The sequence below is a fragment of the Puia sp. P3 genome (assembly GCF_050632245.1).
Lineage (GTDB): Bacteria > Bacteroidota > Bacteroidia > Chitinophagales > Chitinophagaceae > Puia.
The window spans coordinates 6,737,349-6,753,564 of sequence record NZ_CP192583.1 but is presented as its reverse complement, the minus strand read 5'-3'; the positions used below and the strand labels follow the sequence as shown (position 1 = coordinate 6,753,564).

At 54.7% G+C, this 16,216-nt stretch carries 16 protein-coding genes and 1 pseudogene; all 17 read left to right on the top strand.

What is annotated here, in order from left to right; translation table 11 throughout:
• Positions 1 to 9: 9 nt before the first annotated feature.
• On the top strand, positions 10 to 777 hold the full coding sequence (locus tag ACQ86N_RS42630) for an AglZ/HisF2 family acetamidino modification protein (RefSeq protein WP_431212349.1): 768 nt from the start codon (positions 10 to 12) through the stop codon (positions 775 to 777).
• Entirely contained in the window at positions 764 to 1,828 is a 1,065-nt protein-coding gene (locus ACQ86N_RS42625; protein ID WP_431212348.1) for an N-acetyl sugar amidotransferase, read from the top strand. Before ACQ86N_RS42630 ends, ACQ86N_RS42625 begins: the two co-directional genes overlap by 14 nt.
• A complete protein-coding gene (locus ACQ86N_RS42620; RefSeq protein ID WP_431212347.1) occupies positions 1,825 to 1,974 on the top strand; it encodes a hypothetical protein in 150 nt (49 codons plus the stop codon). Before ACQ86N_RS42625 ends, ACQ86N_RS42620 begins: the two co-directional genes overlap by 4 nt.
• A 26-nt stretch (positions 1,975 to 2,000) precedes the next feature.
• Complete coding sequence (wecB, locus tag ACQ86N_RS42615) at positions 2,001 to 3,062, top strand: non-hydrolyzing UDP-N-acetylglucosamine 2-epimerase (protein WP_431212346.1); 1,062 nt, start codon at positions 2,001 to 2,003, stop codon at positions 3,060 to 3,062.
• 10 nt (positions 3,063 to 3,072) lie between these two features.
• On the top strand, positions 3,073 to 4,425 hold the full coding sequence (locus ACQ86N_RS42610) for a hypothetical protein (protein ID WP_431212345.1): 1,353 nt from the start codon (positions 3,073 to 3,075) through the stop codon (positions 4,423 to 4,425).
• A gap of 8 nt (positions 4,426 to 4,433) precedes the next feature.
• Positions 4,434 to 5,525, top strand: a complete 1,092-nt coding sequence (wecB, locus tag ACQ86N_RS42605; RefSeq protein WP_431212344.1) for a non-hydrolyzing UDP-N-acetylglucosamine 2-epimerase — start codon at positions 4,434 to 4,436, stop codon at positions 5,523 to 5,525.
• 83 nt (positions 5,526 to 5,608) lie between these two features.
• Positions 5,609 to 6,757 carry a glycosyltransferase family 4 protein gene (locus ACQ86N_RS42600; protein WP_431212343.1) on the top strand — a complete coding sequence of 383 codons (1,149 nt, stop codon included), beginning with the start codon at positions 5,609 to 5,611 and terminating at the stop codon, positions 6,755 to 6,757.
• Positions 6,754 to 7,782: a glycosyltransferase gene (locus ACQ86N_RS42595; protein ID WP_431212342.1), complete on the top strand. Its 1,029-nt coding sequence runs from the start codon at positions 6,754 to 6,756 to the stop codon at positions 7,780 to 7,782. The genes ACQ86N_RS42600 and ACQ86N_RS42595 overlap by 4 nt, the downstream gene beginning before the upstream one ends.
• 6 nt (positions 7,783 to 7,788) lie before the next feature.
• A complete protein-coding gene (locus tag ACQ86N_RS42590) occupies positions 7,789 to 8,520 on the top strand; it encodes a class I SAM-dependent methyltransferase (protein WP_431212341.1) in 732 nt (243 codons plus the stop codon).
• Positions 8,517 to 9,797, top strand: a complete 1,281-nt coding sequence (locus ACQ86N_RS42585; protein ID WP_431212340.1) for a hypothetical protein — start codon at positions 8,517 to 8,519, stop codon at positions 9,795 to 9,797. The genes ACQ86N_RS42590 and ACQ86N_RS42585 overlap by 4 nt, the downstream gene beginning before the upstream one ends.
• Positions 9,794 to 10,888, top strand: a complete 1,095-nt coding sequence (locus ACQ86N_RS42580) for an acyltransferase family protein (protein WP_431212339.1) — start codon at positions 9,794 to 9,796, stop codon at positions 10,886 to 10,888. Before ACQ86N_RS42585 ends, ACQ86N_RS42580 begins: the two co-directional genes overlap by 4 nt.
• A gap of 14 nt (positions 10,889 to 10,902) precedes the next feature.
• Entirely contained in the window at positions 10,903 to 11,496 is a 594-nt protein-coding gene (locus tag ACQ86N_RS42575; protein WP_431212338.1) for a hypothetical protein, read from the top strand.
• Positions 11,450 to 12,055 carry a glycosyltransferase family 4 protein gene (locus ACQ86N_RS42570; RefSeq protein ID WP_431212337.1) on the top strand — a complete coding sequence of 202 codons (606 nt, stop codon included), beginning with the start codon at positions 11,450 to 11,452 and terminating at the stop codon, positions 12,053 to 12,055. Before ACQ86N_RS42575 ends, ACQ86N_RS42570 begins: the two co-directional genes overlap by 47 nt.
• 39 nt (positions 12,056 to 12,094) lie before the next feature.
• Positions 12,095 to 12,853, top strand: a complete 759-nt coding sequence (locus ACQ86N_RS42565) for a hypothetical protein (protein ID WP_431212336.1) — start codon at positions 12,095 to 12,097, stop codon at positions 12,851 to 12,853.
• Positions 12,810 to 13,478, top strand: coding sequence for a hypothetical protein (locus ACQ86N_RS42560; RefSeq protein ID WP_431212335.1), 669 nt, complete (start codon positions 12,810 to 12,812; stop codon positions 13,476 to 13,478). The genes ACQ86N_RS42565 and ACQ86N_RS42560 overlap by 44 nt, the downstream gene beginning before the upstream one ends.
• A 62-nt stretch (positions 13,479 to 13,540) precedes the next feature.
• Entirely contained in the window at positions 13,541 to 14,482 is a 942-nt protein-coding gene (locus ACQ86N_RS42555; protein WP_431212334.1) for a glycosyltransferase family 4 protein, read from the top strand.
• 118 nt (positions 14,483 to 14,600) lie between these two features.
• Positions 14,601 to 16,216 (top strand): annotated as a pseudogene (asnB, locus tag ACQ86N_RS42550) (asparagine synthase (glutamine-hydrolyzing)).

The following is a 16,216-nucleotide window of genomic DNA, read 5'->3' as shown; positions in this document are numbered from 1 at the left end:
AACCGTCGAATGAGGAGAATAAGAGTCATACCGTCCTTACTACTGCGAAATGGCGGTCTGGTCAAATCCCGCAGGTTCAAAGACCACGTCTATGTCGGCGACCCGATCAACGTCGTTCGCATCTTCAATCAGAAGGAAGTGGACGAGCTGGCCGTGATCGACATCGACGCGACCCGCGACGGACGCGGACCCGATATGGAACGCATCTCGGAAATAGTCAGCGAAGCATTTATTCCGATCGCCTACGGCGGCGGCATCAGCAACGTCGATCAGGTAAAAGAGATCCTCTTCCGCGGCGTCGAAAAAGTCATCATCAACAAGGCTGCTGTCTCCAACCCCGGTCTTATCACCGCGGCGGCCAGCCAGTTCGGCAGCCAGAGCATCGTCGTCTCCATCGACGTAAAGAAGGCCATGTTCAAGGGCCAGCGCGTGTTTACGGACAACGGGAAGACCAACACGGGTCTGGACCCGGTGGAATTCGCACGCAGCATGGAAAAAGCCGGCGCCGGCGAGCTATTGTTACAATCCATTGACCGGGAAGGCAGCTACGAGGGGTACGACCTCCCGCTGGTGGAAGCCGTTTCCCGGGCCGTCAGTATACCCGTCATCGCGGCAGGAGGTGCGTCTTCTGTCGCCGATTTCCGCCAGGCGGTGGAAAAAGGAGCTTCCGCTCTGTCGGCTGGCAGCATGTTCGTTTTCCAGCGACCGCACAACGCCGTGCTGATCAGCTATCCCTCCCAGACAGAACTAAAAGACAAGTTGTATGCCAAACACTAACATGAACATAAAGGAGATCAGCGGCATTCGCTGGTATGATGAAGACCGGCTGAAGGCAGACAAGGCGATGAATAACGGTCGCCCGTACCAGCAGTGTGCCATCAGCGTCATGGATACGATCGCAGACCCCAATATCCGCTTCGACTCATCCGGCATCTGCAACTACTATCACGAATACAAAAAACTCGAAAAGGAAGAAGTTTTCCGCGGCGAAGCAGGCCGGCAGAAACTGGCACAAACCGTCGCGGCCATCAAGGCCAGCGGACAGGGAAAAGAGTATGACTGTATCCTGGGGCTCAGCGGCGGTGCCGACAGCTCGTACCTGGCCTATCTCGCCAAACAACAGGGACTCCGGCCCCTGGTCGTCCATTTCGACTATGGATGGAACCTCGAGCTGGCCGTACAGAACATCGAGAACATCATCAAGAAACTCGATTTCAATCTCTACACGATCGTCATGGACTGGGAAGAAATGAAATCCCTCCAGCGTTCGTACTACCGGTCTTCCGTACTCGACCTCGACGTGCCGGCCGACCACATGATCTTCGGCGCCCTCTACCAGACCGCCGACAAGTTCGGCATCAAGCATATCCTCAGCGGAAAGAACATCGTCACCGAAGCGGTGCTTCCCCGCGCATGGAACTACAATAAATTCGACCTGGTCAACCTGCGTAACATACACAGAAAGTTCGAGAACGGCTCGCTGAAGAAGCTGCCCGCACTCGGCATCTGGCAGTCCGGCATCTACGCAGCCATCAAGCGGATCCTCACGACAGAAATGCTCAACTTCGTCGACTACAATAAGGCCGACGTAAAGAAACTGCTCGTGTCGGAACTCGACTGGCGCGACTACGGCGGAAAACACTACGAAAATATCTTCACCAGATTCTATCAGGGATACCTGTTGCCGGTAAAGTTCGGCATAGACAAGCGGAAGGCGCACCTGTCCAATCTCATTTTCTCCGGCCAGCTTTCCAAAGAAGAGGCGCTGCAGGAATTGAGCCAGCCCCCTATGACCGGTCGCTCGTCATGGACGATATGGAATACGTGAGCAAAAAACTCGGTTTCTCCATGGACGAGTTCGTCGCAATCGTCAACCAGCCGAACAGGACGCACGAAGAATTTGGCACCGACGCTGCCCAGAAGCGACTGTACTGGGGCGTGATCAGCACGATCTCCCCGCAACGCGTCTATTGAGAACCCTAAAAATCCGGAAATAAATAATGATCGTCACTGTTATCGGAGCGAGGCCCCAGTTCGTAAAAGCCGCAATCGTCTCCCGGGCACTGCAAAAAGTTGGTCTTCAGGAAAGCCTTATTCATACCGGTCAGCACTATGACGAGAAAATGAGCGACGTGTTCTGGCGGGAGCTCGGACTCCCCGAATGCTCGGTAAATCTCGAGTCGGGATCCGGTACCCACGGCGCACAGACGGCGTATATGATCGAGCGCATCGAGGCATTTTTGATGTCTCAGACACCCGCCCCCAAAGCACTCCTCCTCTACGGCGACACCAACTCCACGATCGCAGGGGCGATCGCGGCCAGCAAACTGCAAATACCCATCATCCATATCGAAGCCGGCCTCCGCAGCTTCAACCGCAGCATGCCCGAAGAGATCAACAGGATCGTCACCGATCACCTCTCTTCACTGCTGTTCTGCTCTTCCGACGAAGGCGTCAGGCAGCTGGCTGCCGAAGGGATCACCGAAAGGGTCTATATCTCCGGCGACGTCATGTTCGACGCACTCCAGACCTTTACAGGAGAAGCAGAGAAAAAGGTCAGCCTCGACAGCCTGCTGCCCTTCAAAGAGCGGCCTTTCTGTCTGCTCACCCTGCACCGCCCCGCCAATACCGAGAAACGCGAGAACCTCTCCGCCATATTCGACTCGCTGCGGGCCACCGGAATGCCGGTGCTGTGGCCGATACACCCAAGAATGCGCAGCAAGCTGAGCCAGATCGAACTGCCGGCCAACGTTCACGTTACCGATCCCCTTTCTTATTTCGAAATGCTCACCGCGCTGAAGCACTGCTACAAGGTATTCACGGATTCCGGCGGCCTCCAGAAAGAAGCCTACTGGATGAAGCGGCCCTGCATCACGCTCCGCACCGAGACGGAATGGGTGGAGACCGTCCACGACGACTGGAACACCGTCACGGGAGCCGACGCCGAAAAGATCCAGGCCGCATTCAAAAAGTCTGTAAGCGAAAAGTCCTGGTATCCGCTGTATGGCAGCGGGGACGCGTCGGACCTGATCGCACGTCAAATAAAAGACTATCTAAAATAAATACAGCACCTTGCCGGAGACTACTATCCTGTTCATCGCCATGGAATTTATACCATTGAACCTGGGCGGTGTTTTCAGACCCCTCAGATTTGCAAATGGCTTAAACAGGAATGGCATCAAGCCTGTGATTCTCACCTTTTCGGATAACGAGCACCTCAGAAAGGTGCACACTCGTTTCGACTACGCCCTGCTGGACAAGCTGGACAGCGATATTCCCGTATACCGGATACCCCTCGACGACCTTTCCGCCTACTACGATACCCGATGGAAAGCTTTCCGGAATATCTACTTCAATACCAGCGACAATTTTCTGAAGGCCTGGGAAAAGAATGTCTACAAAGAGCTGCCGGCGATCATCGAAAAACACAAACCCAAAGGCATATTCGTCACCTGTCCGCCCTTTAGCGCCGCCAGACTGGGCGCCCGTATCTCAAGGGAATTCGGCCTCCCGCTGATCCTCGACATGCGCGACGCCTGGTCGCAGATATGGTCGCCTTCCGGGACATATCTGCACTACCTCAGAAAGGAAAGGGCCGAGCGGGACGCGCTCAGTCAGGCGAGCGCCGTCATCACGGTCACACCCCGCCTGAAAGCTATGTTCGAAGAGACGCACCCGAACCTGCCGCTGGAAAAGTTCAACCTGATATACAATGGATACGATTTTGACCTGCCTGCGTCCCTGCCCGTCAACTTCGACGGGATCGGCGCAAAGGGCACGATCAATATCGGTTACGTCGGCGAGTTCTACTATGCGCCCACCCTCCGCGAGCAAATGATGCTCCCGTGGTGGAAACGAGGCGGCCACCGCATCCTGCAGTATTCGCCGGTAAAAGAGGACTGGCTCTACCGTTCGCCCTACTTCTTTTTTAAGGCCCTGGCGGACCTGTTCGCCCGAAGACCCGAATGGCGATCCAGGATCTTCTTTCACCATATCGGCGCCACTCCGGAATGGCTGCTGCCGATGGCGGAAGAGATGGGACTAAAGGACAACGTCGTTCCCCACGGCTTTCAGGTCCTCGAGAAAACGCTCGAACTGCAGAAGTCTTTCGACCTGCTGCTGGCGACATCCGAGAAAGTGATCGGCAACGAACACTACTGTCTGCCTTCAAAACTATTTACCTATCTGCGTTCCGGCAAGCCGGTCCTCGGGTTCATAACACCCGGGGTCCAGCACGACTTCATCAGCAACAGCGGGATGGGCCCGATCTGCGCTCCCGACGAGCTGGACAAGGCCTCCCTGATCATGGAAAAATTGTTCGAAGAGGGCTACCGGCAACAGCTGAACATAGAATACCTGCGCCAGTTCTCGAACACGATTGCTACCGGCCGGTTAATTGATTTGACCCGTAAAACTATAAAATAGAAACCACCATGCACGTCGCGGTTGTTTATGGAACAAGACCGGAAATTATCAAGCTGATTCCCCTGATCCTGGAAATAAAAGAACACAGGGACCTGAAGCTCTCGATCGTAAATACGGGACAGCACAAGGAGATGGTCCATGAGCTGGAGCAACTTTTCGGGATCGTCCCGGACTACTCACTGGACATCATGCGCCATGACCAGACCCTGACGGATATCATGAAAAATGTGGCGATCACCGTCGAACCCGTGCTCAAAGAATTGCGCCCGGATATCGTCATCCTGCAGGGCGACACCTCCACCGTTGCAACCGTAGGGACGATCTGCTTCTACAACAAGATCCCAGTCGGACACGTGGAAGCAGGCCTTCGCAGCTACAATCTGGAAGAACCCTTCCCCGAAGAATTCAACCGGCGCGTCATCAGCATAATGGCCCGTCTGAACTTCGCCCCTACGGCCCAGTCAGCCGATAACCTTCTTCGCGAAGGCATCCCCGCGGAAAAGATCTTTGTCACGGGGAACACCGTCGTCGATATGGTCCGCCTCGCGAGACAGCGGATCACACAACACAGCAACGGGACGGAAAGAAAGATCCTCGTCACCGCCCACCGCCGCGAGAACCACGGCGAGGGCATCGACAATATAATCGCCGCCATTAAAGAGGTCAGCCGGCTTTACCCGGATCTCGTCTTTACCTGGCCCGTCCACCCCAACCCCAACGTCAAACAGACCGTTTACCAGCAACTGCAGGGGATGAAGAATATACGCCTCACAGACCCGATGGGCTATATGGACCTGATAAAGGAGATCGACACCTCCTTCCTCGTCTGGAGCGACTCCGGCGGGATCCAGGAAGAATGCCCTTCCTTCAAAAAGCCGCTGCTGATACTGCGCAATATCACCGAAAGACCCGAAGTGGTCACCAGCGGATTTGGTGAACTGATCGGTACCGATACCGACCGCATCGTCCGCAGGACCGTCGAACTGCTCTCCGACAACGAAAGCTACCGGAAGATGACCAGCGGCAAAAACCCTTTTGGCGACGGCACGGCGTCAAGGCAGATAGTCGATATACTTCGTGATTACTACAAGCAACTGTAATGAGAGTTCTGATACTGAGTCCCTGTGAAATATGCTACTGTCCCCGGCTCCTTAAAGCGGCCGATTTTCTCTATGCCAGCGGAGTGGACGTTACGGTTTACAATGCGATCGTAGGGATGACCGCCAATGACGTCTACGACTCGGTAAAGGCATCCCGCAAATGGAAGATCGTAGAGAACGACATCAGCAAGAGAGGCTTCTCATCAAAAATGAAATGGCTGTACTCGAGCATCCGGGCCAGGCTGGCCGAAGAACTCTTTAAAAGGAACATTTATCTCCGGCGCCAGGTGCCGCACGGACTGACCAAAGGCTATGTGCTTTTTCCGGCCGCGCTGCGCTCGCAGAAATTTGACTACATACTGATCCACCTGGTTGACAGCCTTCCGTTTGCCGTAGGCCTGAAGTCCACGACGGGCGGCAAATTGATTTATGACTGCCAGGAATATTTCAGGGGACAATACGCAACAGAGGCGCCGCTGAAGAAGAAGTGGGTGGACTATGCAGAAGACAGGTATGCGGGATCGGCGGACATCGTACTGGCCACCACCAACGTGATGCTTGACAAGCTGAAGGGGGAATATTCCGGGCCCAAACAATTTCTGCGGGTAAGAAATACACCCGCGGGATCTGGCCGGCCGCAGCAACAGACGGACAACCCGGTTCTCCGGATCATCTGGCATGGATTCGAGGTCGTGCCCAAAAACATCCGCGGAGTACATATCCTGGTGGAGGCGGTGGCGAAGAGCAAGACCACCGTCCATTTGTATCTGCAGGGGCGCATTTCCGAAACCAACCGCGCAGCGCTTACGGCCACACTCGACGAGCTGGGTATCCGGGACAGGGTATTTCTTGTACCCGCAGCCCATCCCGACCGGATCGTGGAGTCCCTGGCGGGATATGATATCGGCGTGGCGGGCGAACTGGCGACCCAGGACAACCAGCGGCTGACCTCTTCCAATAAACTGTTTGAATACATCAATGCGGGGCTGGCGGTCATCGTACCCGACCTGCCCGGGCTTGCGGAAACGATCCACGAATACGGCGTGGGGCTTTTGTACAAACAGGGCGACAGCGGAGAGCTGGCGGAGAAGATCGACGCGCTGAGTACGGACCGTTCGAAACTGGACGCGCTCAAGGCGGCTTCCGTAAAAGCTGCTTCGACAGAACTATTCTGGGAAAATGACTATAAGGCCGTTTGGCGGGCCATGCAGAACGGGAGGTCGGCAGAATGAATATCCTCCTTACCGTAGACCCTGAGATACCCGTGCCGCCCGGCCTCTATGGCGGGATCGAGCGGATAGTCGACGGGCTCATCAACGCCTATCTGGAGGCGGGTCACAAAGTCACCCTGTGCGCCAACAAAGAGTCGAAAGTGCCATGCCGGCTCGTGGCCTGGCCGGGGCAAAAAAGCCAGCAATGGTCCGACACCCTGAAAAATATGGCCGCCCTTACGGGCCTGGTGATGAAAGGCCGGTTCGACGTCATCCACAGCTATAGCCGCCTCGCCTATATGACAGCGCTTTTCCCGATGCGGATCCCGAAGATCATGAGCTATCAGCGCGAGCCTTCGCTGGGGCAGATAGGAAAGGCCGTAAAACTGGCAAAAAAGGGCAGCCTGGTGTTTACGGGCTGCAGCGGATACATCGCCAACCAGATTCTGCAGGTAGCGGAAGCTTACACGATATACAATTTTGCTCCGGTCCGCAGATACACCGCAACGGCTGAAGTGGGGCCCGACGCGCCCCTCGTCTTTCTCGGACGGCTGGAGCATATAAAAGGCCCGCATATCGCCATCGAGGTAGCGAAAACCAGCGGCAGGAGGCTGGTGATTGCCGGCAATCTTCCGCCCGAAGCGCAAGGGTATTTTGACGAAAAGATCAGGCCATACCTGGACGACAGGATCACCTATATAGGGCCGGTTAACGACGAGCAGAAGAACGCGCTGCTGGGACAGGCACTGGCCATGCTGATGCCCATACAGTGGAACGAGCCCTTCGGTATTGTAATGGCCGAAGCCATGGCCTGCGGGACGCCGGTGCTGGGATTTCCTTATGGTTCGGTACCGGAGGTCGTCGACAACGGCGTGACCGGTTTTGTCTGCGCCGACGTCCGGGAGATGGTTGACAGGATAGGCGATCTTGGCGCGATCAGCCGCGCAGGTGTCAGGAAAATGGCCGAACAACGGTTTACGGACAAGGTCATCGCCGGAGACTATCTGGCGTTGTACGAAAAATTAATAAGTCGATCCGCAAAATAACAATATATGGAAAACAGGCGCAGCCTAAAGCAAATTGTAGGGACCTATATCATTCCAAAACTACCCATGTCGAGGGAAACTTTCGAAAAGGTCCGGTACGAGCTGAACGCTGTTTATGTCAGCATCAATAACAGCATCAACCCCTATTACATTGCCCGGCTCAACCGGCATCGCAATAAGAACAATCTGTCGGTCAACGTCGGGGCCGGCCCCTTCGGACAGGAGGGGTGGACAAATATCGACATGTTCAAATTCAAGAACATCAGTTTTCCCTATGACTGCCGCAAGAAGCTGCCGTTCAGGGATAACACGGTCGACCGCATCCGCGCGGAGCACGTTTTCGAGCACCTCGATAAAAAGGAAGAGGCGCCCAAATTCCTGAGCGAATGCCTCCGGTGCCTGAAGCCGGACGGTACGCTGCGAATCGTCGTACCCGACCTGGAACTCTTTATAAACGCCTATAAGACGGGAACAGCGGAAGCATGGAAAAGTCTTGGTTTCGATATCGATAACCTTCCCGGCGGACTGGTGACGCCAATGGATATTCTGAACTATACTTTCCGGCAGAACGGAGAGCACAAATACGCCTATGATTTTGCTACGCTCCGGTACACCGTGATGAACGCGGGATTCAAGGACGTAACGAAGGTGTCGTTTGGCGTTTCGGCCGACCCGATGCTGCGCGCCGACCAGGAGGTCCACAGGAACTACTCCCTATACGCAGACTGTACCAAATGAAGCGCGTTCTCATCATATCGCCGCACTTCCCGCCCTCTAATCTCGCGGCGGTCCACCGCAGCAGACTTTTTGCGAAGCACCTCCCATCCTATGGATGGGACCCTTATGTTCTCATGGTCGATGAAAAATACTACGAAGAGCAGCTGGACAATAATCTGCTCTCCCTGGTCGACCCCAGCCTGAAGATCGAAAAGGCGGGCGCATTCCCGCTGACCCGGCCGAGGCTGATCGGTGACATCGGTCTTCGGGCGTTCTTTCAGTTATACAGAAAGGCTAAGGCGATGATAAAAAAGGAGAAGATCGACTTTCTGTACATACCGATACCTTCTTTCTACGTCGCTCTGCTGGGCCGGTGGCTTCACCAAAGTACCGGCATTCGCTATGGTATCGACTATATCGATCCGTGGGTCCACCATTTCCCAGGCAGCGACAGGCTGTTCTCGAGACACTGGTTCAGCACAAGACTCGCGCGATGGCTCGAGCCGATTGCGGTAAAAAATGCAGCTTTGATCACCGGTGTGGCGGAAGGATACTACAAAGGCGTCGGCGAGCGCAACCCCCATCTGCTGAAGAACTGCATTTTCGGCGCCATGCCCTACGGCGGCGAGGTGGAAGACCACCGGATCGTCGCAGGACTGGGCATACGGCCCTATCTCTTCGAGTCCGGGAAAGACAGACTGCAGATGGTATACGCAGGGGCCATGCTGCCAAAAGCGTACGGGCCGCTGGAGGCCGTATTTCAGTCTGTTCAGGAAAACCCCGGGCTTTTCAGGGACGTCGAATTTCACTTTATCGGAACGGGCAGGACACCCAATGACCCGGAAGGATACAATATAAAGCCGCTGGCCGAAAAATACGGGCTCTGGCAGACCGTCGTGTTCGAATATCCCCGACGGATCCCTTATCTGGATGTCCTGGTCCATCTGGATGCAGCCGACGGGATTTTTGTGCTCGGCAGCACCGAACCGCACTACACTCCATCTAAGGTATACCAGGCTGTGCTGTCCGGCAAGCCGGTGGCGGCGGTGCTGCACGGCAAAAGCACGGCTACGGAAGTGGTCAGGGGCGCGAAGGCCGGAATAGTGCTTGATTTTGACGGAGAGCAGGAGGTGGACAGGATCAGAACGGAGTTCTCCGGTTTTTTTGCCGGATTCAGGACCTTTCACGATCGCTTCGACCCTTCGGCGGTCGATATGACGGTATTCAATACGTATTCTGCCGGCAATGTGACGAAACAGCTTGCCGGCTACCTAAATCTTGCCAATAACATCCAATGAAACGAATCAGGATACTCGATAGCTGCAGAGGGATAGCTGCGCTTATCGTGGTCTTTCACCACGTGTACACCCGTTTCACCTACCTGTATCCGCAGGAAAAGACGATGAAGATCCACGGACTCCTCAACTTTATCTCGGAGCTCAACGTGGAGGCGGTTCTGTTTTTCTTCATACTGTCCGGGTTCAGCATCCGGCTGAGCCTGAAGAACGGGCTGCCCGTCCGCAAAGCAACGCTGAATGAATACCTGTACCGGCGTTTCAAGCGTATCCTGCCCCTGTACTTCATCGCGCTCTGCTTCACCTTCATCTGCGGACTGCTGATCCACCGGACGGGCGGGCCGGACTACAGCATACGCAATCTGATCGGCAACGTCCTTTTTCTGCAGGCCCCGGAGTCTTACCGGGGATACTGGTTTTCCCCTTATGGTGAGAACGGACCGTTATGGTCTCTCTCGTTCGAAATGTTCTACTATCTGTTCTTCCCGCTTTTCATTTTTGCCTTTATCCGGCTCTTCAAAACAGAGCGCTTTTCGGGGACGCAGGAAAAGATCTTGCTGGCAGTCGCCTTTGTGCTTTCGGTTGCCTGTATCCTCGCGAACAAGTATTTCTTTTTTCCGTACATCGCATTCGCCAGGTTCTTTCTGCTGTGGTATAGCGGCTATTTTTTGGCGGACGTATATCTCCGGGGAACGATCAGACCGGACGCCAATTTTTTTACCATACTGCTCCTCTGCCTTGCGGCAGGCGGTCTTGAGCTGTTCCGTCATTCGGACAGCATGACCGAGCTCTTCGAGGGTATGGCCATACTCACGGTCTTCTATCTGCTGTGCATCCTGCGGAAGACCGCTGCCGGCAGGGTCATGGCCCCGCTGGAAAAGGCGTGCAATTTTCTGTTCTTTCACCTGGGAAAAGGCAGCTACGCGCTGTATCTGCTCCACTACCCGGTCATACTCGTATTAAAATATTTCGGGAACATCAGCCTGCTGACGATCGTCATCACGATGGTGGTTGTTGCCATTGCATGTGTCCAGCTGGAAGAATTCTTCGTCCGTAAAAAATTCCTTTTTTTGCGGCTTCAATACATCCGGTAAAACTAGAATGCTGAATGAAGAAACTAGCGATCATTTCCTCACACCCTATTCAGTATAATGCTCCCTGGTTCAAGCTGCTGGCTCAGAGCTCATCCATCCGTCCCCTCGTCTTCTACACCTGGGGCGAGGCCGGCGCCGCCGCAAAATACGACCATGATTTCGGCAGGAAGATAGAATGGGATATCCCCCTTCTGGAAGGATACGAATACCGGTTTGTAAAAAATACTTCCGCCGATCCGGGAACGCACCATTTCAAAGGGATCGTCAATCCGGACCTGATCGCAGAACTGGAAGCCTGGAAGCCGGATGCCCTGCTGGTCATCGGCTGGAGCTTTCACAGTCATCTCCGGTGTCTCCGGCATTTCCATGGCAGAGTTCCGGTGCTCTTCCGCGGCGATTCAACCCTGCTGAATGAACAGCCCGGGATCAAAAAGTTGCTCCGGAGGATCTTTTTGAAATGGGTTTACAGGCATGTCGATAAAGCGCTATACGTCGGCAGGAACAACAGGGACTACTACCTTGCGCATGGGATGAAGGAACATCAGCTGATATTTGCGCCGCATGCTATTGACAAACCGGCGGTTTGGTCTGGACGGCGCCCGTTATGACGCTGAGGCGGAAGAATGGAAAAGCCGCCTCGGAATAAAAGAGGACCAGCTGGTGCTGCTTTTTGCAGGCAAGCTGGAACCCCGCAAAAACCCGTTTTTCCTGACGCGGCTCGCGGCGGGCATTGGCGATCCCAGACTAAGGTTCCTGATCGTAGGCAACGGAGTCCTCGAACAGCAGCTAAAAGCCGCCGCCGCCGGCGACCCCCGCTGGATCTTCCTCGACTTTCAAAACCAGCTGAAAATGCCGGTCATTTACCGGATGGGACATATCTTTGTCCTGCCTTCCGTCTCGGAGACCTGGGGCCTGGCCATCAATGAGACCATGGCCTGCGGCAGGGCGGTAATGGTATCCAAAATGGCCGGCTGTGCGGTCGATCTGGTGCAGGACGGGGACAATGGACAGACCATCGATCCGGATGACCTGTCCGAGAGCATACGATTTCTTGAAAAGGCGCTCGGTGACCGCGCTCTTGTCTCCCGCATGGGCGGGGCATCGCTGAAGATCATTCAGTCTTTTTCATTCGAAAATATCGTGTTGGCCCTGGAGAACACAGTATAATTATTAAAGGTTACAATGGCAATTACAGCGTCCAATTCTATGAAGTCTTCGCCAGCCCTGGTGGCATTTGCATTGCTTTGCTTTGCAGGTGTGGCCTTTGCCGGCAATCCGCTGTATTTCTTCTGCTGCCTGCTCACCTTTTTCCTGCTCATATTATTGGTTTGGAAGAACACCAGCCCCGGCATTCTGCTGTTTTCGGTCCTTGTGCAATGGGCACAGGTCATTGCCTTTGTGATATGGATGAATACCCTGGGCTGGGACATCAACCGAATTTCCCCTCACGGAGGCATAGCGGTGATATTTTCATGTTTGGGACTGTTGGTGATGGCCGTAACCTTTAATCTCGGCCTGAGAAAAGTCAGGCTTCCGTCGATAGAGCAGTTCCGGCAACAAGCAAAACTCATCAATGAGCGAAAGATCCTTACCCTCTATCTTTTCTCTACCGTTTTTATGAGCGGCGCCGGACTGGCCTTCAGCGGCGCGGGCGGCCTTACCCAGATACTCATGACCTTTTCCTCGGTAAAATGGGTATTCTTTATGACCTATGCCTACGTGGTGTGGATCAACAAAAAGAACAGATTCATTCTAGTCGTCATCGTTCTGTTCGAGTTCGTCACATCCCTTTATTCTTTTTTTCCAGCTTCAGGGAAGTCACGTTTTTTACGATCCTGGTGGCAATGGCCTTTGTGCGCCGGGTCAACTTTAAGCAGATCATCTATGGTCTGGTGGCCCTGTCGGCCCTCCTTTTTTCTTCATGACCTGGACAGCCATCAAGGGGGACTACCGGCAGTTTCTTAACAAAGGTACCAAACAGCAGGTCGTTTCGGTTTCAAGGTCGGCGGCGTTCAATAAGATCGGGGAGAAGATCGGTTCGCTGTCCTGGCAGGACTATCAGAACGTTACCGGCCTGTTTCTCTACAGGGTACAGTATATTTTCCACCTTGCAAAGACCATGGACAGGGTTCCGGAAGTGCTTCCGCACGAGAATGGACAGATCTGGTGGGATAATATCAGCTTCGTACTGATGCCGCGGCTTTTCTTTCCTGAGAAGCCGATCTACGAAGCTACGGTCAAAACCAATAAATACACGGGCTTCCATTTTACAGGAAGGAAGCAGGGCACCTCTTTCAGTCTCGGTTATTTTGCGGATTCGTATATCGATTTCGGATACATGGGGATGTTCCTTCCCCTTATCGGGATGTCACTGTATATTTTACTGATATTCCGGATCATTTACAAAATGGAAAAACTCAATGTGTTGGTGCGGTATGCCGTCATCAATGTCGTGCTGATCAACTTTGCCTCCTTCGAGTCGGACGGTCTTTTTCTGTTCGGACGTCTGACCCTGCTGTTCCTTGTATTTTGGGGCCTCTCAAAATTCGTTTTTGCACATCTTCAGACCTGGCTATATAAAACATCATAATGAAGACTGAGAACGAGCGTTCGGTTTGCCTTTTGTTCAGACAGCCAGGACGATTTTTCAGCATGGAAAGAATTTTCATGCAGCTGTCCCCTTTGATTGCCCGGCGGATGAAGGTGATTTCCTGGTCGGCGCCCTATTCGAAATTCGCACCGGCCGAACTGTTCCGGAACATCCGCGCCGCTGGAAAGAACAGGGCGGATATCTATCACGTCACCGGTGATATCCACTACGTCGTGATGGGTCTTCCGCGCAGACGGACCGTGCTGACCATCCACGACTGCGTGTTCCTCTACCAGGCGTCCGGCCTAAAACGAAAACTGCTCAAATGGATCCTGCTCGACATGCCCGTTCGGCGGAGCAGCCTTGTAACGACGATCTCGGAAGCTACGAAAAAGGATATCCTGAATTTTTCGGACTGCCCGCCGGAAAAGGTCGTCGTCATCCCCGACCCGGTCAGCGACAGTATTTATTACCGGCCGGCTGAGTTCGGTCAAAATAAACCGGTGTTACTTTTCGTTGGCACTACGGAAAATAAGAACCTGCTGCGGGTGGCCGCCGCGCTGGAAGGACTCAGCTGCCGGCTGGATATCGTGGGACGGTTGTCGGCGGAACAGGAACAGGCGCTGTCGACGCACAGGATCGAATACACGGCGAAGGCCGGACTTTCTGACGAGGAAATTGCGGATAAATATGCGCAGTCGGACATCGTGCTCTTCCCGTCGACCTTCGAAGGATTTGGCTTGCCGATCGTGGAAGGCCAGAAGGCCGGCCGGCCGGTGATCACCAGCGATCTCGACCCGATGAGGGAAACCGCCGGAAAAGGAGCCTGCCTGGTCGACCCCTATGATACCGCCTCGATCCGTCAGGGCGTGATCCGGGTTATAGAAGACAAGGCATACAGGGAAATGCTGGTACAGGATGGGCTCGCCAACGTGCAGCGATTTTCGGCAGAACGGGTCGCCAGTCAGTACCTTGCCTGCTATGAACAACTACTAAATTCTTAATATAGATGTGCGGAATCGCAGGGACACTACACTTTGATACAACTCCGGCGACAAAAGATGTTATTTCGGGGATGACCACGGCCATGGCCCACCGGGGACCGGACGCAGACGGCTTTTTGTGGAAGGCGAAATTGCACTGGGCCATAGAAGACTCTCCATCATTGACCTGTCTACGGCTGCCAACCAGCCTTTCTCCGATAATTCGGGCCGCTATGTTATGGTCTTCAACGGCGAAATGTACAATTTTCAGGAAGTAAAATCTCTCATCGGAGACTATGATTTTCGTACCAGCAGCGACACCGAGGTCCTGATCGCGGCCTACGTCAAATGGGGCCCGGACTGTATCCGGCTGTTCCGCGGCATGTTTGCCTTTGCGGTTTGGGACAGACAGGAGAAAGAGCTTTTTATCGCCCGCGACCGGATGGGCGTAAAGCCGCTGTATTACTATATGGACGAGCACCGGTTCCTGTTTGCCTCGGAGATCCGGTCCATTCTCTCGACGGGTCTGGTCCGGAGACGTCTCGACCAGGCAGCGCTGGTAGACTATCTCGGCTGGCAATCGGTCAGCCATCCGCATACGCCTATCGAAGGCGTGCGCCAGCTGGAGGCCGGCTCCTGGATGAAGATCAGGGGTGGACACACCGAACAGCGCCGGTACTGGGACATAACGGACGTCCGCTACGATATCGACTTCCACGACGAAGGCAGCGTGAAGAAAAAGATCCGCGATCTGATGCTGCAGTCCGTCGGAAGAAGGCTGGTCAGCGACGTGCCCGTCGGCGCCTTTCTCTCGGGCGGCATCGACTCGAGCGCCGTCGTAGGACTGATGGCCGAGGCCGGAAATAGCCGGCCGAATACCTTCAACGTAGCCTTCAACGAAGAAGAATATGACGAATCCCCCTATGCGGAGATCATCGCCAAAAAATTCAATACGAACCATACCAGGCTTCTGATCAAGCCCGGTCTTTTCCTCGAAGAGCTCGAAAACGCCCTCAACGCCATGGATATCCCCAGCGGGGACGGCATCAACAGCTATGTGGTCTCGAAAAGCATCCGCCGGAATGGTATGACGGTGGCGCTTTCCGGCGTGGGCGGAGACGAGCTGTTTGCGGGCTATCCTTTCTTTGAACAATACCTCCAGCTGCAGAGCCGCAAGGCGCTCTGGAATATACCGGGCCCCCTCCGCCGCCTGGCCGCCGGCTTTCTCGGCGGAGACGGCAAAAAAGGCCGCATGGCGCAGCTGCTGCGCCTGCCTTCCGTATCTATCGATCAGGCCTATCCGATATTCAGACAGATCATCAGCCCGGCAGCGATGAAGGAACTGTTGGATCTTTCCGGTTCACGCCCCGGCGCGGGAGCCTCCGCTCCCGGTTCACACCCGGCCTCCGCCGGTTCACGCCTCGCCGCATCCGGCGTCGGCGCCGAACTCTCCTCCAGGGCCGGCCAGCTGGCCCGCCTGCCCCTGCTGAGCCAGGTGTCAGCGGCCGAATACCTCGGCTATACACAACACACACTGCTAAAAGATACCGACCAGATGAGCATGGCCGTCTCCCTGGAAGTGCGGGAACCTTTTTCGACCAGGACCTGGTAGAATACGTACTCGCCATTCCGGACCGGCTCAAGCGTCCCACCTACCCAAAAAGCCTCCTCGTCGAGTCCCTGAAGCCGATGCTTCCCGATGAGATCGTGTTCCGGAAAAAACAGGGCTTTCTTTTCCCTGGAATATATGGCTGA

What these genes read in the sequence shown, in the direction of transcription:
- ACQ86N_RS42630 (WP_431212349.1), top strand. Translation starts at nt 10, where the DNA reads ATGAGGAGAATAAGAGTCATACCGTCCTTACTACTGCGAAATGGCGGT.
- ACQ86N_RS42625 (WP_431212348.1), top strand. Translation starts at nt 764, where the DNA reads ATGCCAAACACTAACATGAACATAAAGGAGATCAGCGGCATTCGCTGG.
- ACQ86N_RS42590 (WP_431212341.1), top strand. Translation starts at nt 7,789, where the DNA reads ATGGAAAACAGGCGCAGCCTAAAGCAAATTGTAGGGACCTATATCATT.
- ACQ86N_RS42570 (WP_431212337.1), top strand. Translation starts at nt 11,450, where the DNA reads ATGCTATTGACAAACCGGCGGTTTGGTCTGGACGGCGCCCGTTATGAC.
- ACQ86N_RS42555 (WP_431212334.1), top strand. Translation starts at nt 13,541, where the DNA reads ATGGAAAGAATTTTCATGCAGCTGTCCCCTTTGATTGCCCGGCGGATG.
- ACQ86N_RS42560 (WP_431212335.1), top strand. Translation starts at nt 12,810, where the DNA reads ATGACCTGGACAGCCATCAAGGGGGACTACCGGCAGTTTCTTAACAAA.
- ACQ86N_RS42580 (WP_431212339.1), top strand. Translation starts at nt 9,794, where the DNA reads ATGAAACGAATCAGGATACTCGATAGCTGCAGAGGGATAGCTGCGCTT.
- wecB (WP_431212344.1), top strand. Translation starts at nt 4,434, where the DNA reads ATGCACGTCGCGGTTGTTTATGGAACAAGACCGGAAATTATCAAGCTG.
- ACQ86N_RS42565 (WP_431212336.1), top strand. Translation starts at nt 12,095, where the DNA reads ATGAAGTCTTCGCCAGCCCTGGTGGCATTTGCATTGCTTTGCTTTGCA.
- wecB (WP_431212346.1), top strand. Translation starts at nt 2,001, where the DNA reads ATGATCGTCACTGTTATCGGAGCGAGGCCCCAGTTCGTAAAAGCCGCA.
- ACQ86N_RS42595 (WP_431212342.1), top strand. Translation starts at nt 6,754, where the DNA reads ATGAATATCCTCCTTACCGTAGACCCTGAGATACCCGTGCCGCCCGGC.
- ACQ86N_RS42575 (WP_431212338.1), top strand. Translation starts at nt 10,903, where the DNA reads ATGAAGAAACTAGCGATCATTTCCTCACACCCTATTCAGTATAATGCT.
- ACQ86N_RS42585 (WP_431212340.1), top strand. Translation starts at nt 8,517, where the DNA reads ATGAAGCGCGTTCTCATCATATCGCCGCACTTCCCGCCCTCTAATCTC.